Below are 19,105 nucleotides of genomic sequence, written 5' to 3'. Positions count from 1 at the left end.
TTGTTTTTATCATAGAATACAAGGGTATACCGAAGCGGAAACAGCAGAAAAAGTCCGGTAATTGTTAGACAAACTCTGCTACCAATATAAATACGACCACAGAAACCGGCTGATAGAAAAAAAGATTCCCGGCAAAGGTTGGGAGCATATCGTCTATGACAAACTAAACAGGCCCGTACTGACGCAAGATGCCGGTTTAAAAGCACGAAACAAATGGCTCTTTTCCAAATACGATGTCTTGGGAAGGGTTATCTATACAGGGTTCTATAGCGAAACAAGCAGTAGTTCAAGAGCTGCCATGCAAACGGTTTTTGACAATAAAAGTATGGAACAAAACTATGAGGTTAAACAAAACAATGAAGGTGCTTTGGGAATCTATTATAGCAATAGTGATTTTCCAAATACCCATATAGAGGTCTTAACCGTCAATTATTATGACAACTATACCTTTAACAGGGCAGGAGCACCAACTTCCGCTACAAGCTATGGCGTAAGTACTACCGACAGGCTTACCGGACTGGCCACCGGAAGTCTTATAAAAGTATTGGATACAAACCACTGGATTACTACGGTCAGTTATTACGATGATAAGGCAAGACCTGTGTATGTGTATAGCAAAAATGATTATTTGCAAACCACAGACATTGTGGAGACCAAACTAGATTTTACAGGCAACGTCCTTAGCACAAGAGCTACGCATACCAAAGCCGGTAATACGCCCATTGTGGTAGAAGATGTATTTACCTATGACCACGCAGAACGGCTGCTCACTCAAAAACAAACCGTAAACGGTACAGCGAAAGAACTCGTGGTCAAGAACCATTACGATGATTTGGGTCAGCTCATCCAAAAAAAGGTAGGGGATAGGGAAGCTGCTCCGCTACAGGAAGTAGACTATACCTACAATATCAGGGGTTGGCTAAAAAAGATCAACGACCCTTCGGCAGGACTGGCAGACGATTTGTTCTCTATGGAACTCAAATACAATGACACAGGCTCTTATCTCTATAATGGCAATATCTCACAAATATTGTGGAAAACAGCCTCGGACAATGCCAAACGACAATACAGCTATTATTATGATGACCTCAACCGGATTACCGGAGCCTACTACTATGCCTGGAATGAGACGTCTCGGTTTAACATAGGTAGTATCAGTTATGATAAAAACGGCAATATACAACGCCTTTTCAGAAGAGGAGCTGTGGTAAACAACCCTGTCATCTCCAATGCCGGACACTACGGTACTATGGACTATCTAAGCTATACCTATGACGGAAACCAACTTACCAAAGTAACCGACAACGGAAATAAAAACTACGGATTTAAAGACGGTATCAATACGGATGAGGATTATGCTTATGACACCAATGGTAATATGATACAAGACAAGAATAAAGGAATTACAGCTATTAGCTACAATCATCTGAATTTGCCGACACAGGTATATTTTAGTACAGGTAAGTTTATTGATTACCTGTACGATGCTATGGGAACTAAAATGGAGAAAAAAGTAAGAAACCTCAACAGCCTGATAACCACACAGTATGCCGGCAATTATGTATACGAAAACGATGTTTTGCAGTTCTTTTCCACACCCGAAGGCTATGCTACGCCCAATCATTCGGGAGGTTTTGATTATATTTACCAGGCAAAAGATCATTTAGGAAACGTGAGACTGAGTTATACCAAAAATACGAATAACAGCCAACAGACCGTGTTTACCGATGGATTTGAAAGTATGGCTAACTGGGATAGCAGTAATGGTTTGAGTAGGGCGCTTACTACACTGGACAGCAGTAAAAAGAAATCGGGAAGTTATTCGGGAAGGATTGACCCGATTGCTGCTACTAGTGATTACTATGTATATAATGATAGTTGGACAGCCGTTAACAACCCGGAAGATACTTACTATTACGGTATCGGGGTGGGTATTTGTAGAGGATGTAACAAACAACAGTGCGGAGATTTTTCTGACCACCAGGAAATCAGGAGAGACAGGCTGGCCCAGCGGACATCATACATCGGATAAGATTACCGAGAAAAACCGGTGGGTATATGTAGCAAAAACCGTTCATGTGGCGGCAGATGTAAGAGAGGTGGGTATTCGAATAGACAACAACATGCCGGGAAGGTGTGGTTTGATGATGTAAAAATTGTAAAAGGCAATACGGCAAGAACTGTTATTGTTTCTGAATCAAATTATTATCCTTTTGGTATGCTTCAGAGAGGATACAATAGTACAATAAACCCTAACGGAAATCATATAGCTAATAAGTTCAAATACAATGGAATTGAATTAGAAGAATCTTTGGGGCTGAATGTATATGAGATGAACTGGAGGGGCTATGACGCTTCTTTGGGAAGATGGATGAATATTGACCCGTTAGCGGAAGAAATGAGAAGGTATTCTCCATATAATTTTGCCTTTGATAATCCGGTTTATTTTATTGACCCAGGTGGAATGATGCCCATAGGTTTGGGTGATATGGATGAAGAAAAGAATTTTGATTTTAAACCAAGTAATTTACCAACTCCGCAAACTTCAACCTACGTTGACCCTTCTGGAAAGATAATAAAGCATATTGATGATGGAGACCCTAATATATATTTAGTTAATGATCCTGATAATTGGGACGGAACATCTGATGGTCTGGCTGTTATAAGAACAGAGAGAGAAGGAGTTACTTATACACCCGGTAATACAATTGTGCAAGAAGATTTAAATGAAGGTTTCTTCCTTATTGATGGTTATTTAGCAGCGCAATTGACCAAATCAGAAACAGTAGTTGGCGGGCCTGGTATTTTGAATATATAAGTGGAGGAAGTTTGGTGAAAATAGGTTCATGGCTACAAAGATTATTTAAATTAAAAAAAGCTAAATTGACTAAATCTCAATTAAAAGCTATTATGTCTCTAAAAAAACAAATTACTAAGCATAAGAAAAAACTGAAAAATTTTAAAAAGAATCCTGATAAGTATGATAATAAGAAATTTTTAAAAAATGCTCCAAGTGAACAAGTTAGAGATAGGATTATTAATTCTCGAATTAAACACTTAGAGAAAGAAATTAAAGCTTTTAAAAATAATATTGATAAGATTTTAAATAGTCAGTAGTTATGGTAGTAAATATTGAAGAAATACAGAAAACAATAACTCTTTTACTTACTAATCTAAAAGATAAGAAAGGAAATAAGATTGAATTAAAAAATGATTTTTATTGGGATATATCGAGTGATGAATTATACAATCCTTATGATGAACCAAAAGATATTTCATTAGGTCAATTATCAGATGATTTATCAGAAATACATCGCCTATCAAAAGCTGAAGGTGATGGAATACCGTATGATTTAAAACGAATATCTGAAATACTGAGAGCTTTAAGTATTGAAAATTCAACAGTTTTTTAATACTGATAATTTCCCTGCGCCTCGTTAAAATAGTTTAAAGTTTTTTTCATTTTCATAATGATAGCGCTGCTCTGTGGCGGGAGTGGCGCTTTTTAATAAATATCTTTTCTGTGTCCAAGTTCAATTACTTGAACGATTAGGACATGATCGTGAATTTCATAGATAATACGGTAATCGGCAACACGGATACGGTAGCCTTTTCTGCCCTTTAGTTTTTTACAACTCTGAGGTCTTGGGTTGTTGGCTAAGTTTAAAATTGCTGTTTTGATATTAGTATAATAAGGAGCAGGAATTTTAGCCAGTTTTTTCTGTGCTGTTCGCTCAATCTGTACTTTATACATTTTTTTTACGGCTTTGTTCAATTTCATTAAAAGCCTGTTGAGCATCTATAAATTCTTGTTTTCGCTGCTTTGCTTTATCATAGAGTTTTATGTCTTCGAGTTCTTCCAAATCGTCAATCATTTTATTATACTCTTTAATTGGCAGAATGATTGCGAGCTTATTACCGTTGTTATCTGTTACGTATTGGGTTCTCATTGTATATATGCTTTTTGCGCGTTCGTATCACGGATAACGGTATCAATCAAAAAGAAAAGTTTATCTTTTATAGATGGGTTCAGCGCTTCAATATCTTGTAAACGTTTTACGGTTTTTTTATCGAATTTGGCGTTTTGTCCTTCACCTACCAAATAATCCAAAGATACCTCGAAAGCATCAGCAATCCTTTTAGCTGCACCGATAGACGGTACAGCTTCTCCACGTTCATATTTACCGATCATCACACGAGAAACACCGCTATTATTAGCAAGGTCAGTTTGCGACCACCCTATTTTATCTCTTAAAATTGCTATCATTTTACCTGTTTCCATATCTGATAGGATACTTATTTATACTATAATCCTGTAATGCAGCAAATATACGTAAATAAAAGGTATAATAAAATTTGATATTTTTATGTATATGGAATAATTAGATACTTTTGTATCTTATAAGAACATTGAGAATTTTTTGAAAATAATTTTAGTATGGAGATAATCGAGATAAAACAGCAACTCACCATGTCAATGGTACTGCATTATTACGGGCTAAAAACCGACAAACAGAGCCGATTGAACTGCCCATTTCATGAGGATAAGACCCCGAGCTTCTAGGTGTATTACAAAACTCAAACGGCCTATTGTTTTAGTAGTAACTGTAAAACGCATGGCAAGAGTATGGATGTGATAGATTTTGTGATGCATAAGGAAAATAGCACCAAACACGAAGTCTTAAAGAAATACAAAGAGATTTTAGGTTACCAAAAACAGGGCAGCAAAGAACGCTACCAACCCGATTTAAGCAAAAGCCGGTTTTTGGCCAATATGTTCCAATATTTTAAAAATGCGGTACATAACTCAAAATCAGGAAAAATGTATTTGGAAAGCCGATGTTTAGATTTTAAAAGGTTGGAAGTTGGTTACAATGCGGGTCAGTTCCACCATGGACAAAGGCGAGAGGAAAGCTTAATTAAACAATGTTTGGAATATGGATTATTGATAGATAAGGGAATAACCGGCAGAACCGGAAACCCTGCCTACGGAGTTTTTGGCAAATGGTGTATCTGTTTTGCATTGAAGCATAAGGAAAACCAGATTACAGGATTATATTTTAGGAGTACTCTGGACGACAAGAAAAGCAAACATTTTTATTTAAAAGACCGCAAGGGATTGTATCCCAATTATCCGGGTAAAAACTGCAAAAAACTGATATTCACAGAGGCTATCATTGATGCAGCTTCTCTGTTGCAAATAGAAGACATTACCAGAGAGTACGAAATCCTAAGCTGTTACGGAACTGTAATCTTCCCTAAAAACCGAACTGTTTAAAATTAGAAAGATTAATTTTAACTTTCAATAGACAAACAAAGCGAAAGAGTAAATTTTCACCTTCACATCTTGCAAAGATTTTGAAAGAGTTTGATCAAGGGAAAACAGTTGTAGAGATTAGCAGGGAACATGGGTTTATTTCAGCAACTTTTTACAAGTGGCGTTCTAAATATGCCGGGATGAGTTCCGGAGAGTTACGTTGCGTCAAAGAGCTTGAGGGTGAGAACCGGATGCTCAACCAGATGTATGCTTCTCTAGCCTTAGATCATCAAATGGCAAAAGAGGTTATTGCAAAAAAGCTTTAAAGCCTTGCCGTAAGAGAACGATAAGTAAAACACTTGCACATTATGGTATTAGCAGGGCGTGCCGAGTCTTAAATATGAGCAAGAGTGTTTATTATTATAAACCGTTACCCAAAGCCGATACTGAGATAGAGCTCGCTTTACAAGAAAAAGCAGTTCAACATTGAGAAGAAGGTTTTTGGAAGGCTTATAGTCGTTTACGTAATCAAGGCAAACCATGGAATCATAAACGATTGTATAGGGTTTACAAAGCATTAGGACTTCCTCTACGTGGTAAAGTAAAAAAACGATTACCATCTAGAGTGAAAGAACCATTAGAGGTTCCGGAAAATCTTAATGATACATGGAGTATGGATTTTGTTACCGATACCCTTGAGAACAAAAGACGTTTTAGAGCCTTTACTATTATCGATAACTGTAATAGAGAGGCATTACATATAGAAGTAGATTTTTCTTTACCAAGTAATCGTGTGTTTTGGGTACTTAACGATCTTGTTAATAGAAGAGGAAAGCCCAATAAGATACGTATGGATAATGGCCCGGAGTTCATTGCTAATATCACCGCTGTATGGAGCCAAATGCATGACATAGAGTTTACCTATATTCACCCTGTCAAACCAACTCAAAATGCATTTGTAGAGAGATTTAATGGAACTTATAGGCGAGGAGTTATTGATAAATATATTTTTGAGAACATTAACCAAGTAAGAGAACAAACCCAAGATTGGATGTATGATTATAATCATCATCGACCCCATGACGGGCTTGGTAGATTATCGCCAATAAAATACGCAGAAATTAATTCTCTTGGGGCTAACTCCAAGAGAATTAAAACAATAAATTTATCAAATATTAGAAATTTAAACAGTTCTAATTAGGGGAAGCTTACACCTAATTTAGGCTAGAAGTAGAAGTATTGCCGCTGTTATACTTTAAATCAAATTTTTCTTGTCCCATAACAAGCAATAAGATAAAGTCAATAAAAGCTATAAAAACTGGAATAAATGTCCAAGAGAATAAAAGATAAAAAATCCCCTTCAAAGATTTACCAAGATAAAATTGGTGAACCCCAAGTCCACCAAGAAAAAAAGCTAATAATGTAGTTGTAGTTTTGTTCTTCATTTCGTTTTTTACATTAAGCCCAACGTTCTAGTGTATGAAAAGTTGCGAATAGGGGGAGTAAGCAATTTTTCAATTTTTTCTTTCCACTAAAGGTAGCAATAATTTTCAATTTACTGAATCAGCGCAATTTTTTATACACCTTGTTGGGCGTAGTTTTTATAGGCGTGAAGTTTTGATAACTTAGATAAATTAATAATCATAATTCAAGACCTTTATTTACTGCTGCTAGAATTAGAACTAATAAAATTGAGGAAATTATCGGTATAACGAAAGCGGTTTTTTGCTTGTTGTCGTTTTTAGAATAGTGAATCCAAAAAAATATTGAATGAAGTAAAACAAGAAGTAGAGGACTAAAAACAACGACTATTCTGTTCAAGAATATATTTTTGGAATAGCCAAGATGACCAAAAATAGTGAAAATGACAACTGTTATCAAAATATCTGAAATATAGTATTTGCCTTTAATAACACGTTTTCTAACATGTTGATGTTTTAGTGCATAAAAGTACATTCCTCTAAGAAATGCAGACAACAATATAAACGTAATTGATTACCCACTTTTATACCAGTATTGATGAGTGACAGCTACTACCAGTCTATCAAATAGTCTTTCAGCGAAATAGTGTCTGTTGAGTTTATAGCAGAACTCGTCAAGATAATTCTGCAAATATTTTCCTTTAATTTTATGGTAAATACCTAACAGAGTGCGTTTTGCATTACTTATGGCTATATGCACCGATTTTAGTGTGGTAATAGTGGTTTCTTTATTTGATTTTTCAGTAATGTGTACTTCCACATAATCACCTATGTCTACATAAGACGTGCTTTTGTCGCTAAAAACAATGCATGTATCATCAAAATTACTATCAATAAGCGTGTTGACTTCTTCTTTTTTATGAGTATCCAAAACTTTCATTTTAAAATAACGACATTGTTTGGATTGTTTCCCAGTCTTTAAATCTTCTAAAGGTACAGACTCTGCCATTACCGCTACGTTAGATTGTTTTTGACTGCCTCTGCCTCTTTTAAGCTTTTGTCTGTCGGATTCTTTTGTTGCCACAGTAAAGTAATCTTGATCAAACTCAATCATATCTTCAAGGTCGTATAAATTATCTCGTTTTCCCATAGCCGAACGTATTCTGTGCATAAGAGACCATATAGTGGTATAACGTGTATGGTTGAGCTGACGTTGTAATTCGGCAGCAGAAATACCTTTTTTACTAAAAGTCATAAATGCCATAGCGAGATACCAAGTACGAATAGGTAAATTGGAGTTCTCCATCATAGTACCGCTGCGTAGAGTAGTTCTAAAACCACAATAAGAACATTGCCACATCCATTTAGACTTTAACCAATAGTGCTTTTTTGATTGACATTTTTTGCAAATGACTCCTTCTTTTGAACGAGCCAACTTCATATGTGATTTACAGGAAAACTCATCTGGAAATTGTTCAATAAAATGTAGTAAATTCATAATTCTAAACTTTATATTAAGATACGAATTTTTAAATTAGTGGCATAATTAAGTGTAATCAAAAACGTAATAATAATTACGTTCATTTCGAATAATTCATACTCAAGGTTTAACAAGGAGAAAAATTTTGTTAACGGACTAGTTATATTTGCTCTATAAAATTCCAACCCATCTGATATAAATCCTTTCCATTTAAATACTGCATCAGATATAGATGCCAGTGAATTAAAAGTAATTAGACTACTTAGAATAATAAAAAATTTTGCCCTCTCGACGAATTCGCCCAAGTCTTTTTGATTTCATTTATATCGCCTAATAATCCCATTAATTTTTTACTTCCGATAAATTTATCAAGTAGATTAAAATAAGAAATTTTTCATTTTTATTGTTGATTTAAAAGTAGTTAAAATTTCTCAAGAGAGAAAGACGTAGCAATTTTATACACCTAGTTCGGCGTAATTGTTTTATTTTTTCTTATCGACTAACGTAATGGTCAATTTGTTCTTTTGCTGTTTAATCTAAATCTGATCGCCAATTTCAAATCCGAGATCTCTCAACCATTTTCCTTTCAGTTGTATTTCTGGAATGACAACATATTTCCATTGTCGAGCTTGAAAAGTTTCGTAAACTTTGAGTGTTCTGGGTTTTTTCATTTGTCGCATTATTATATGACAAACATAATGATTAAAATTATCTTGTCAAACTTTTATATGACAAAATTGTCGTATTATTAATTGACATTTGTTTTGTGAACAAAGAACAACTTAAAAAGAAAATCGGTCAACGTATTGTTGAGTTAAGAAGTCAAAAGGGTTGGAGTCAATCTGATTTAGCCCGTGCATGCAATAAAGATCGACAAGCTGTTGAAAAGTTAGAAAATGGAAAAGTCAATCCAACACTTTATTCTTTACTAGAAATTGCTGAAGCTCTTGAGGTTACTTTAAAGAAGCTAGTCGATTTTTAGTGTTGTTATGACTTGTCAAAAGTCATTCATTTCGTCCGTTTGTTGTCCTTCGGATTCTATTTTTTCTTTACGTTCTGTCATTAAATCTAAAGTAAACTTTGTCAACGATTTATTGAACGAGCTAGTATCATTTTCAATTTTTGACGTGATACTTTTGATTGATTCAATTACCTTTTCAGTTGAATTTTTTATTGCCCTTTTAATAATCTCAGGAAGTTCTTTCTTAGGATGATTGGTTTGATATATGATCTCTAATTGATCTTTAGTTCTTGATATTTTTACAAACTTCACGAATTCAGGAACTTCTCTGTCTTGAGTTGAACGAAATAAAAAATCCTTTCCGCCAACTATTGGAAATGAGTATTTTACAAAAGCTTTCAAATCCCACAATTCATATTTTAGTGTATAATTTCCGTTGAACTTCGAAGTTGTGTAATCTGTCATTCCAATTTCAACTGTTCTTTTATTAAAATGACCCGTCCTGAAATATGTATACAAAAAACAACAAGTATATGTATAAAAATGATGGATATGTAAGACGTTATAGTGAGAGTTTTAAACTCAAAGTATTAGCAGAACTTACCAAAGGAAACCATTCCAAAAGACAAATTGCCTTAACTTACGGCATACAATCTAGTACGATAAACGTATGGATTAAAAAATATGACCGTAAAGATTTAATGAACACCCGTGTAACCGTGCAAACAGACGACGAATTATCCCGTATTAAAGCCCTTCAAAAAGAGCTAAAACAACTCAAAGATCTTCTTATTAAAAAGGATCTAGATAAACTTGTGAATGATAGTTATCTTGAAGTAGCTGCTGAAAATCTTGGCTATAAAAATGTTGAAGAATTAAAAAAAAACTTAAACATAAAGCCTTAATGAAAATAGCACCGATTAATAGAAAAAAAAGAAGGTACGCCATCGCTACTATTTGTAATGCTTTCGAGTTAAAAAGAGATGCTTATTACAAATATCAAAAAAGGTTTGTTCTTAAAAAACAAATAGAACAAAATGTAATAATGCTTGTTAAAAAAAGCAGGAAAACATTACCCAGAGAAGGTACTAGAAAGCTAATGAAATCCTTACATAATGATTTTAGGAAACAGAATATAAATATAGGTAGAGACCAGTTATTTAGAATCTTAAAAGAAAATAATTTGTTAATTAGAAGGAAAAAATATTCTTCTAAAACAACCAACTCTTACCATCGTTTTTATAAATATAAAAATATCATAAAAGACCTGATCATTAATAGACCTAACCAAGTTTGGGCTTCGGATATTACCTATATAAGAACTATAAATGGATTTTGTTATTTAGCACTTATTACTGATATGTATTCAAGAAAAATAGTAGGCTATGATATTAGTGATAGTTTAGAACTTAAAGGCTGTGTTAGAGCTTTAAATAAAGCTATTTATCAAACTAAAAATACCGAAGAAATCATACATCATTCTGATAGAGGAATACAATATTGTAGCAATGTTTATACTCAAATTTTGAAAAGAAAAAAGATACAAATCAGTATGACCCAAGAAAATCATTGCTACGAAAACGCAATGGCCGAAAGAGTTAACGGAATTTTAAAAGATGAATTCTTCCTCGACCAAACATTTACAAATATCAATCACGCCAAAAAAGCAACAAAAAATGCAATCAAATTATATAATAATAAAAGATTACATTTATCTTTAGATTATAAAACACCTAATTACGTGCACAAAAATGTAGCATAAATTTTAATAATTAACTGTAGCCCTATTTTAGGACGAGACATTAAAAACAAACCGCAATGAATGAGATGAAAGAGGTATAGTCTAATATAGTGATTATGAAAAAAGCATTAACACAGATAATTAGATTTTATCAAAAAACAGCCCCAAATAGAATCAGGAATTCGTGCCGTTTTGAGCCAACTTGTTCTGAATATATGATAATTTCCATTGATAAATATGGAATTAGCAAGGGAGTTTTAAACGGAATAAAAAGATTACAAAGATGCAAACCGCCAAATGGTGGAATTGATAACCCATAAATTAAATTTTTAACTTAAACTATATAAATATGAAAAATTACGAGTACAAATGTGTTCCAGTACCTTCTGTTATCGACACAGGAAAAAAAGGAAAAGATTTACACGGTCAAGCTGTAGCAACTTATGAAAGAATAATAAATAGTGCAGCTGAAGGAGGTTGGGAGTTGTCAAATATTGACACAGTTTCCTCTTCTCAACAACCTGGATGTTTGTCTGGATTGCTTGGAGGAAAAGCAGAGGTTATAACTTTTAAAATGCTTGTGTTTAGAAAAGAAAAATAAAAAGCACATAACAAAAAATATACGTAATAGCGGTATTGGTGCTAAATCCAAAGTTTATTTCTTTGGACAAATTTAAGTGCTTAATTTAAAGATTAGTATCTTGAAATCCGCTACTACGTATATTCAAACCGTTACCCACAAGCTAAAACCAACATCGAGATTTGAACAAACAAATAGTAAAGTCCTACATTGAGGAATATAAAAAAGATTTCGAACGAATAAATGGACACGAGCTTTACAAATGGAAAGCGGTCAAACAATTTCAAAATAATTGGAATATAAATGCTACTGATTTTGCAAATATGCTCGAAATTTCTTTGAGCAAAACTGCAAACCTTTTGGATAGTTTCAACACTTTCCCTTACCGAATGGTTTGCGAAAATGCTCAACAATCGCCCGAAGAAGTTCGTTCACTTTTCAAAAATCTTTACAATGAGGATTTAGATTTGACCGAAAGAATTAAAACTTTCAGAACGAATTTTAAAGAACTGAACGAAAACAATTTTCAAGGTAAAAGTGACTATCAAGGACAAAGAGCAGTCGTTGTCTATTTAACTTTAAAATACCCAGAAAGATACTTCTTTTACAAATTTGGAATGTTCAAGGGGTTTTCGGAAACTATAAATTATCACTACACACCAATAAAAGGACGATACCAAAATGTAGTTCAATTTCAAAACCTTTGCGAGCTTATAAAGCATCAACTCGAAAATGACCAAGAGTTAATAAAATTGCATAAAGAAAGAATTGACGATGATTGCTATTATGACAAAAACCTTAAAATTCTAACCCAAGATTTCGTTTATGCAGTCGTTCAACATTTGAACATTGAGCAAACCGAGAATAAGACTACAACACAAACAACATTTGAATTAAGTCAATCCTTAACATCTTCAATCCAAGTTGCTGAAACTGATGTTGATTTCACGCCAAGAGCAGTAAACCACATCCAAAATAATATTGAGAATAAACGAATTGGTGATTTAGGAGAAATTTGGGTTGTGAATTACGAAAAAGAAAAACTCAAAAAAGCAAATCGACCAGATTTGGCAGATAAAGTTGAACACACAGCAAAAAACTTTGGCGATGGGGCTGGTTTTGATATTTTATCATTCAATGAAAATGGCGATAAACTTTATATCGAAGTTAAAACCACAAAAGGAGCAGTAAATTCAACTTTCTACGTTACGAGAAACGAATTAGAGAGAAGTTTAGTGGAAAGAGAAAATTATTATCTTTATAGACTATATAAATTTGATGATGAAAATGAAAACGGGAAATTATTAATCCTAAATGGCGAATTATCAAATTTGTGTGAAGTACCATTGACATACAAAGTAACGATGAAAAAGCCTGTGGGTAACAATGTATAAAAATAATAGCCGAAATAGGAATAAACATAAACATTGTAGCCCGCATAAGTACATGACAAAAATTTAGTCAAGTTCATATTGTTTTGATTTACAGGGTTTAATAGCACAGAAGCGATATAATCTAATCCATATTTGAATATGCTTTTAGCCATTCTTCCATGCTTTTTTATTTTGATAGGCTTAATCTGATGTAAATATATACCAACTTTGTAACACCATACGAAAGCCATCATTACAAGCAGTACTAATTTTTCAATACGCTTAATATCTTGCAGGTGTGTGTTTTCAATATCAAAGCCACTGGCTTTCATTGCTTTAAAACACATCTCTATCTGCCATCGTTCTTTGTATTGTTCAAAGGCCTTATCAGGAGCGTTGAACGATACAATGATTAAGAAATCAGGCTTTCCATTTTTTGGGTACAACTTGCATCCGGAAAGGAAACAAAGCTGACCATTAACACGTACAATTTTAGGATAATACACAAACTCATTGATCTTATGTGGATTAAACAAGTGAAATACTTTGATGGTTTTGTTCTTATCAGGAAGCTCTACCTTAAAGTTGTTTCGAATGCGGATATAATATTTGATTCCATTTGTATTCAAGAAATCCAACCAATGATTACCTACAAACTCTCTATCGGCTACAATGGATTTAATAACATCTTTGCCAAAAAGTCTTATGAAACGATTCACAAGATCAATACGCTCCTGACTGTTAGAGTTCCCTGGCTTATCTAACATAGTAAATAACAATGGGAAGGCAACACCTTTATAGACAACTCCCAACTTAAAAATGTTGATGTTGGTCTGACCAAACTTCCAATTGGTCCTATCAATACTCAAGATCAATCCCTCTTGCTTAGGAAGGAGACTAAATATAAGACGAGCGATCAAATCTCCATCCAACGAATAATCAGCAATAAATCTTTGAATACGTCTGAGTGATGACTTCGAATCTACTGAGGTCTCAAAAGCGTTGGCTACCTTTTCAAAGGTAACTGTCTGTACCTTACAGAGGGCGATAATGAAATGTGATATGAGTTTGATTCTTGCCAAATTGATCTTACCTTGGAAATGAGAACTTAAAACTGAATTTAATTCACTACTTTTAGTGGAAGCATTGGTTTTTTTCATTAGAAAAATGAGTGATGTTATTCTTCTAATATACTGAAAATCAATGCTTTATTTTAATTATTTAACATTTAATTTACTGATAATCAATTAATTATATTTTTTGTCATGTACTAAAGTAGCCCGCATAAAATTTAGTAATAAATTGAAAAATTCGAGTTCCGTAATCGGCTACTATTCTTATACTAACCGTTAGCAAAAATTAAAAACAAACCTTATGAGAAAAATAACTTTAATCTTAACTTTAGTGATTGGATTCATATCAACATCTTGTTCAAATAACAATGATAACGAAACTCAAATATCCGAATTTCAAGGAAACTGGAATGGCACTTATACTGGAAGCGAGGATAATGGGAATTGGAGTATGAATGTAAATGAAGAAGGAATTATTACTGGAACTGCTACTTCGACTGACTCTAACGATGTCTATGATGTTAATGGAAATGTTCAAGAAAACGGAAATCTAAATGTAACGTTAGGAACCGTAACTAGTGGAGCTACATTTGTAGGTACGATGAATGAGAATACTACAAATGGAACTTGGCAAAACACAAGTGAAAATATAAGTGGAATTTGGAGTGGTTCTAAAAATTAGCTTACTTTTGTATTATGCCAACTATTCTACGAATTAAAGGATACAGATTTTTCTTTTACACAAATGAACATTTACCAATTCATATTCATGTAGAGAAAGACAATAAAACTTCTAAATTTAATCTCGAACCTATTTTGAAGCTTGTATATTCGAGAAGATTTAAAGCCTCTGAAATATCAGAAATTCGTAAGTTAGTAACTGAGAATAAAAAACTTTTAATAAAAAAATGGAATGAGTATTTTAACAATAAATAAATCAAAATTAGCTACTGATCTTGTTTTTTCAAAAAACAAGATGAATGTTTTTTTAGAAGATGGGAGAGAACTATCAGTTCCTTTGGAGTGGTTTCCAAAACTTCGTAATGCTACTATTGAACAATTAAAAAAGTGGCGATTTATAGGAAATGGTGAAGGTATTCATTGGGAGGAACTTGATGAAGATATTTCAGTAGAAAGATTACTTGATTAGATAACTTTTGCTAACATCGGCTATAAAAAATAGCGGTTTAATCGCTTAATCGAAAGTATAATGAAAAAAATTAAAGTTCTGTAATAATCCGAAAAGTTAGTGACTAAAATTCGCTACTTTTCATATACAAGACCGTTACCCACAAGCTAAAACCAACATCGAGATTTGAACAAACAAATAGTAAAGTCCTACATTGAGGAATATAAAAAAGATTTCGAACGAATAAATGGACACGAGCTTTACAAATGGAAAGCGGTCAAACAATTTCAAAATAATTGGAATATAAATGCTACTGATTTTGCAAATATGCTCGAAATTTCTTTGAGCAAAACTGCAAACCTTTTGGATAGTTTCAACACTTTCCCTTACCGAATGGTTTGCGAAAATGCTCAACAATCGCCCGAAGAAGTTCGTTCACTTTTCAAAAATCTTTACAATGAGGATTTAGATTTGACCGAAAGAATTAAAACTTTCAGAACGAATTTTAAAGAACTGAACGAAAACAATTTTCAAGGTAAAAGTGACTATCAAGGACAAAGAGCAGTCGTTGTCTATTTAACTTTAAAATACCCAGAAAGATACTTCTTTTACAAATTTGGAATGTTCAAGGGGTTTTCGGAAACTATAAATTATCACTACACACCAATAAAAGGACGATACCAAAATGTAGTTCAATTTCAAAACCTTTGCGAGCTTATAAAGCATCAACTCGAAAATGACCAAGAGTTAATAAAATTGCATAAAGAAAGAATTGACGATGATTGCTATTATGACAAAAACCTTAAAATTCTAACCCAAGATTTCGTTTATGCAGTCGTTCAACATTTGAACATTGAGCAAACCGAGAATAAGACTACAACACAAACAACATTTGAATTAAGTCAATCCTTAACATCTTCAATCCAAGTTGCTGAAACTGATGTTGATTTCACGCCAAGAGCAGTAAACCACATCCAAAATAATATTGAGAATAAACGAATTGGTGATTTAGGAGAAATTTGGGTTGTGAATTACGAAAAAGAAAAACTCAAAAAAGCAAATCGACCAGATTTGGCAGATAAAGTTGAACACACAGCAAAAAACTTTGGCGATGGGGCTGGTTTTGATATTTTATCATTCAATGAAAATGGCGATAAACTTTATATCGAAGTTAAAACCACAAAAGGAGCAGTAAATTCAACTTTCTACGTTACGAGAAACGAATTAGAGAGAAGTTTAGTGGAAAGAGAAAATTATTATCTTTATAGACTATATAAATTTGATGATGAAAATGAAAACGGGAAATTATTAATCCTAAATGGCGAATTATCAAATTTGTGTGAAGTACCATTGACATACAAAGTAACGATGAAAAAGCCTGTGGGTAACAATGTATAAAAATAATAGCCGAAATAGGAATAAACATAAACATTGTAGCCCGCATAAAATTTAGTAATAAATTGAAAAATTCGAGTTCCGTAATCGCCTACTATTCTTATACTAACCGTTGGTATCCATTTGACAGAAACATTACGTTAAAAATCAACGGTTCAAAAAAAGAAAAGTCATAACTTGAAATGACAAAAGTCACTCGCTTAAGAGAAATTGAACCGAGAGTAGTAAACAAAATGTGGAAATAAAAGGTTATCATCGGGAACAGTTCCCAAGCCAATATTAAAATTGGTTAATACTTAAAATATCTAAACGATGAAAAAAGTATTTTTTATTTTTACATTAATGTTAGTTAGCTCATTTACATTTGCTAATACAGAATTTGAAAACTCTGAAGGAAATTATGAACAGAATGGTTTTGTTGAAAATTGTTTTTGTGATACATCGATTGCATATGAGAATAATGAAAGTGATTTAGTGAAAAGTTGTAGAACGTTTACTGTAACACTTGTTCTAGTTGTTGTCGAAATATCAACAGAGGTTACTGTCTGTTGTGGTTGTAGAGGAGTAATGTGCCAAAACCCAGGTTGTTGGACTGAAAGTAGTAGTAATCAACAGGCTAGCTTACTTGACGGGTTTATTGATATTTCGGATTTAATGTCAAAATATGGAGATGAAATAACGGAATTGAAAATTAAAGAATCTAGTAAAGAAAAAATATTTGAAAATGATTTTTCTATTAAATCTGGTTCTTATAAAGTTATAAAGAAGGATAATAAATTCTATGTAAATACAAAACTTATTAAATCATAATTTATTCCTATTTTAGACTATCTCAATTAATTGAGATAGTCTAAAATTAGAATTATTTAAAAACAATTACAATGAATATAATGACGAAACGAATTTTAGCTTTTTTTGTAGACAATCTTATTGTTGTTTTCATTTTCTCTCTACTAAACTCTCTTTTTAATTTAGAATACAATACTTATGATTTTGAAATGTTTAATAATATCTGGAAAGTAAAAGTTACGCCGATAATATTGTTCTATCTTATATATTTTATTCTTTCTGATTTATTAAACAAAGGAATAACATTGGGAAAATTTTTATTTAGAATTAAAGTTAACGCTAGTGAAAAAAAACTCATTAAAAGATCTATAATTAAAACTTTAAGTTATTTGATTTTACCAATTACTTTGATTTTTTGGATAGTTATGAATAAATTACCTCAAGATTATTTTTTAAATATAAAGACAGAAAACATTAAATAAAACGGCTACCAACACGGTATATAGTTTATTGCTATAAATCGCTTAATCAAAGTTAAGTGATTTTTTATAAAGTTATTGCTTTGTCGAAAATTTAGTACATTTATACACGCAACAAACCATATACATTAACGTTGGGCATAATACTGACCCGTCCTGAAATATGTATACAAAAAACAACAAGTATATGTATAAAAATGATGGATATGTAAGACGTTATAGTGAGAGTTTTAAACTCAAAGTATTAGCAGAACTTACCAAAGGAAACCATTCCAAAAGACAAATTGCCTTAACTTACGGCATACAATCTAGTACGATAAACGTATGGATTAAAAAATATGACCGTAAAGATTTAATGAACACCCGTGTAACCGTGCAAACAGACGACGAATTATCCCGTATTAAAGCCCTTCAAAAAGAGCTAAAACAACTCAAAGATCTTCTTATTAAAAAGGATCTAGATAAACTTGTGAATGATAGTTATCTTGAAGTAGCTGCTGAAAATCTTGGCTATAAAAATGTTGAAGAATTAAAAAAAAACTTAAACATAAAGCCTTAATGAAAATAGCACCGATTAATAGAAAAAAAAGAAGGTACGCCATCGCTACTATTTGTAATGCTTTCGAGTTAAAAAGAGATGCTTATTACAAATATCAAAAAAGGTTTGTTCTTAAAAAACAAATAGAACAAAATGTAATAATGCTTGTTAAAAAAAGCAGGAAAACATTACCCAGAGAAGGTACTAGAAAGCTAATGAAATCCTTACATAATGATTTTAGGAAACAGAATATAAATATAGGTAGAGACCAGTTATTTAGAATCTTAAAAGAAAATAATTTGTTAATTAGAAGGAAAAAATATTCTTCTAAAACAACCAACTCTTACCATCGTTTTTATAAATATAAAAATATCATAAAAGACCTGATCATTAATAGACCTAACCAAGTTTGGGCTTCGGATATTACCTATATAAGAACTATAAATGGATTTTGTTATTTAGCACTTATTACTGATATGTATTCAAGAAAAATAGTAGGCTATGATATTAGTGATAGTTTAGAACTTAAAGGCTGTGTTAGAGCTTTAAATAAAGCTATTTATCAAACTAAAAATACCGAAGAAATCATACATCATTCTGATAGAGGAATACAATATTGTAGCAATGTTTATACTCAAATTTTGAAAAGAAAAAAGATACAAATCAGTATGACCCAAGAAAATCATTGCTACGAAAACGCAATGGCCGAAAGAGTTAACGGAATTTTAAAAGATGAATTCTTCCTCGACCAAACATTTACAAATATCAATCACGCCAAAAAAGCAACAAAAAATGCAATCAAATTATATAATAATAAAAGATTACATTTATCTTTAGATTATAAAACACCTAATTACGTGCACAAAAATGTAGCATAAATTTTAATAAT

26 protein-coding genes and 2 pseudogenes are annotated in these 19,105 nt (G+C 32.5%); 20 read left to right on the top strand and 8 right to left on the bottom strand.

Going from position 1 to position 19,105, the window contains the following annotated elements; genetic code table 11:
- The first annotated feature begins 61 nt into the window (after nucleotides 1-61).
- The 4 genes from GKR88_05795 (at nucleotide 62) to GKR88_05780 (ending at nucleotide 3,413) form a co-directional block, all read left to right on the top strand.
- Nucleotides 62-2,032: a hypothetical protein gene (locus tag GKR88_05795; protein QMU63850.1), complete on the top strand. Its 1,971-nt coding sequence runs from the start codon at nucleotides 62-64 to the stop codon at nucleotides 2,030-2,032.
- Between the two features lie 102 nt (nucleotides 2,033-2,134).
- Nucleotides 2,135-2,818 (top strand): hypothetical protein, encoded by a 684-nt coding sequence (locus GKR88_05790; protein ID QMU63849.1) that lies wholly within the window; start codon nucleotides 2,135-2,137, stop codon nucleotides 2,816-2,818.
- Nucleotides 2,819-2,829: 11 nt separating this feature from the next.
- A complete protein-coding gene (locus GKR88_05785) occupies nucleotides 2,830-3,117 on the top strand; it encodes a hypothetical protein (protein ID QMU63848.1) in 288 nt (95 codons plus the stop codon).
- Nucleotides 3,118-3,119: 2 nt separating this feature from the next.
- On the top strand, nucleotides 3,120-3,413 hold the full coding sequence (locus GKR88_05780; protein ID QMU63847.1) for a hypothetical protein: 294 nt from the start codon (nucleotides 3,120-3,122) through the stop codon (nucleotides 3,411-3,413).
- A 92-nt stretch (nucleotides 3,414-3,505) separates the two neighbouring features.
- On the opposite strand, the gene GKR88_05775 is transcribed toward GKR88_05780, so the two are convergent.
- From GKR88_05775 to GKR88_05765, 3 genes are read right to left on the bottom strand one after another with little or no spacing between them, the layout of a single operon-like run.
- Nucleotides 3,506-3,754, bottom strand: a complete 249-nt coding sequence (locus GKR88_05775) for a type II toxin-antitoxin system mRNA interferase toxin, RelE/StbE family (protein QMU63846.1) — start codon at nucleotides 3,752-3,754, stop codon at nucleotides 3,506-3,508.
- A complete protein-coding gene (locus GKR88_05770; protein ID QMU63845.1) occupies nucleotides 3,747-3,950 on the bottom strand; it encodes a hypothetical protein in 204 nt (67 codons plus the stop codon). The genes GKR88_05775 and GKR88_05770 overlap by 8 nt, the downstream gene beginning before the upstream one ends.
- Nucleotides 3,947-4,282: a helix-turn-helix domain-containing protein gene (locus GKR88_05765; protein ID QMU63844.1), complete on the bottom strand. Its 336-nt coding sequence runs from the start codon at nucleotides 4,280-4,282 to the stop codon at nucleotides 3,947-3,949. Before GKR88_05765 ends, GKR88_05770 begins: the two co-directional genes overlap by 4 nt.
- A gap of 345 nt (nucleotides 4,283-4,627) precedes the next feature.
- On the opposite strand from GKR88_05765, the gene GKR88_05760 reads away from it, so the two are divergent.
- Together GKR88_05760 and GKR88_05755 are read left to right on the top strand one after the other, a co-directional pair.
- The gene (locus GKR88_05760; GenBank protein QMU63843.1) at nucleotides 4,628-5,278 is read left to right on the top strand and encodes a hypothetical protein; all 651 of its coding nucleotides are present in this window, start codon (nucleotides 4,628-4,630) and stop codon (nucleotides 5,276-5,278) included.
- A 14-nt stretch (nucleotides 5,279-5,292) separates the two neighbouring features.
- A pseudogene (locus GKR88_05755) lies at nucleotides 5,293-6,458 on the top strand (IS3 family transposase).
- Between the two features lie 13 nt (nucleotides 6,459-6,471).
- Here the strand turns inward: GKR88_05755 and GKR88_05750 are convergent.
- From GKR88_05750 to GKR88_05740, 3 genes are all read right to left on the bottom strand, one after another.
- Nucleotides 6,472-6,702 carry an NINE protein gene (locus GKR88_05750; protein ID QMU63842.1) on the bottom strand — a complete coding sequence of 77 codons (231 nt, stop codon included), beginning with the start codon at nucleotides 6,700-6,702 and terminating at the stop codon, nucleotides 6,472-6,474.
- 550 nt (nucleotides 6,703-7,252) lie between these two features.
- Nucleotides 7,253-8,176, bottom strand: coding sequence for an IS1595 family transposase (locus tag GKR88_05745; protein QMU63841.1), 924 nt, complete (start codon nucleotides 8,174-8,176; stop codon nucleotides 7,253-7,255).
- 518 nt (nucleotides 8,177-8,694) lie between these two features.
- Nucleotides 8,695-8,829, bottom strand: a complete 135-nt coding sequence (locus tag GKR88_05740) for a type I addiction module toxin, SymE family (protein QMU63840.1) — start codon at nucleotides 8,827-8,829, stop codon at nucleotides 8,695-8,697.
- A 95-nt stretch (nucleotides 8,830-8,924) separates the two neighbouring features.
- Here GKR88_05740 and GKR88_05735 point away from each other — a divergent pair, with 95 nt between their 5' ends.
- Nucleotides 8,925-9,140, top strand: a complete 216-nt coding sequence (locus GKR88_05735) for a helix-turn-helix domain-containing protein (protein ID QMU63839.1) — start codon at nucleotides 8,925-8,927, stop codon at nucleotides 9,138-9,140.
- 15 nt (nucleotides 9,141-9,155) lie between these two features.
- Here GKR88_05735 and GKR88_05730 read toward each other — a convergent pair whose 3' ends face one another.
- Complete coding sequence (locus GKR88_05730; GenBank protein ID QMU63838.1) at nucleotides 9,156-9,584, bottom strand: hypothetical protein; 429 nt, start codon at nucleotides 9,582-9,584, stop codon at nucleotides 9,156-9,158.
- A 68-nt stretch (nucleotides 9,585-9,652) separates the two neighbouring features.
- On the opposite strand from GKR88_05730, the gene GKR88_05725 reads away from it, so the two are divergent.
- From GKR88_05725 to GKR88_05705, 5 genes are all read left to right on the top strand, one after another.
- Nucleotides 9,653-10,024, top strand: a complete 372-nt coding sequence (locus tag GKR88_05725) for a transposase (protein QMU63837.1) — start codon at nucleotides 9,653-9,655, stop codon at nucleotides 10,022-10,024.
- On the top strand, nucleotides 10,024-10,881 hold the full coding sequence (locus tag GKR88_05720; protein QMU63836.1) for an IS3 family transposase: 858 nt from the start codon (nucleotides 10,024-10,026) through the stop codon (nucleotides 10,879-10,881). Before GKR88_05725 ends, GKR88_05720 begins: the two co-directional genes overlap by 1 nt.
- A 92-nt stretch (nucleotides 10,882-10,973) precedes the next feature.
- Nucleotides 10,974-11,180 (top strand): membrane protein insertion efficiency factor YidD, encoded by a 207-nt coding sequence (yidD, locus tag GKR88_05715; GenBank protein ID QMU66650.1) that lies wholly within the window; start codon nucleotides 10,974-10,976, stop codon nucleotides 11,178-11,180.
- A gap of 29 nt (nucleotides 11,181-11,209) precedes the next feature.
- The gene (locus GKR88_05710) at nucleotides 11,210-11,461 is read left to right on the top strand and encodes a DUF4177 domain-containing protein (GenBank protein ID QMU63835.1); all 252 of its coding nucleotides are present in this window, start codon (nucleotides 11,210-11,212) and stop codon (nucleotides 11,459-11,461) included.
- 161 nt (nucleotides 11,462-11,622) lie between these two features.
- On the top strand, nucleotides 11,623-12,834 hold the full coding sequence (locus tag GKR88_05705; protein ID QMU63834.1) for a DUF3883 domain-containing protein: 1,212 nt from the start codon (nucleotides 11,623-11,625) through the stop codon (nucleotides 12,832-12,834).
- 47 nt (nucleotides 12,835-12,881) lie between these two features.
- Here the strand turns inward: GKR88_05705 and GKR88_05700 are convergent.
- Nucleotides 12,882-13,973: pseudogene (locus tag GKR88_05700) on the bottom strand (IS4 family transposase).
- 214 nt (nucleotides 13,974-14,187) lie between these two features.
- Between GKR88_05700 and GKR88_05695 the strand changes: the two are divergent.
- The 8 genes from GKR88_05695 to GKR88_05660 all read left to right on the top strand — a co-directional run bounded on the left by GKR88_05695 (nucleotide 14,188) and on the right by GKR88_05660 (nucleotide 19,094).
- Nucleotides 14,188-14,568: a hypothetical protein gene (locus GKR88_05695; GenBank protein ID QMU63833.1), complete on the top strand. Its 381-nt coding sequence runs from the start codon at nucleotides 14,188-14,190 to the stop codon at nucleotides 14,566-14,568.
- 14 nt (nucleotides 14,569-14,582) lie between these two features.
- Complete coding sequence (locus GKR88_05690; protein ID QMU63832.1) at nucleotides 14,583-14,822, top strand: DUF4160 domain-containing protein; 240 nt, start codon at nucleotides 14,583-14,585, stop codon at nucleotides 14,820-14,822.
- Entirely contained in the window at nucleotides 14,800-15,036 is a 237-nt protein-coding gene (locus tag GKR88_05685; GenBank protein QMU63831.1) for a DUF2442 domain-containing protein, read from the top strand. Before GKR88_05690 ends, GKR88_05685 begins: the two co-directional genes overlap by 23 nt.
- Before the next feature lie 165 nt (nucleotides 15,037-15,201).
- On the top strand, nucleotides 15,202-16,413 hold the full coding sequence (locus GKR88_05680) for a DUF3883 domain-containing protein (protein QMU63830.1): 1,212 nt from the start codon (nucleotides 15,202-15,204) through the stop codon (nucleotides 16,411-16,413).
- A gap of 309 nt (nucleotides 16,414-16,722) precedes the next feature.
- Nucleotides 16,723-17,220 (top strand): hypothetical protein, encoded by a 498-nt coding sequence (locus GKR88_05675; protein QMU63829.1) that lies wholly within the window; start codon nucleotides 16,723-16,725, stop codon nucleotides 17,218-17,220.
- Between the two features lie 71 nt (nucleotides 17,221-17,291).
- On the top strand, nucleotides 17,292-17,681 hold the full coding sequence (locus GKR88_05670) for a hypothetical protein (protein ID QMU63828.1): 390 nt from the start codon (nucleotides 17,292-17,294) through the stop codon (nucleotides 17,679-17,681).
- Between the two features lie 184 nt (nucleotides 17,682-17,865).
- On the top strand, nucleotides 17,866-18,237 hold the full coding sequence (locus GKR88_05665) for a transposase (GenBank protein QMU63827.1): 372 nt from the start codon (nucleotides 17,866-17,868) through the stop codon (nucleotides 18,235-18,237).
- Nucleotides 18,237-19,094, top strand: coding sequence for an IS3 family transposase (locus tag GKR88_05660; protein ID QMU63826.1), 858 nt, complete (start codon nucleotides 18,237-18,239; stop codon nucleotides 19,092-19,094). The genes GKR88_05665 and GKR88_05660 overlap by 1 nt, the downstream gene beginning before the upstream one ends.
- Nucleotides 19,095-19,105 lie beyond the last annotated feature (11 nt).

The sequence above is a fragment of the Flavobacteriaceae bacterium genome, from assembly GCA_014075215.1.
Classification (GTDB): domain Bacteria; phylum Bacteroidota; class Bacteroidia; order Flavobacteriales; family Flavobacteriaceae; genus Polaribacter.
This window is presented reverse-complemented; position numbering and strand designations above follow the sequence as displayed.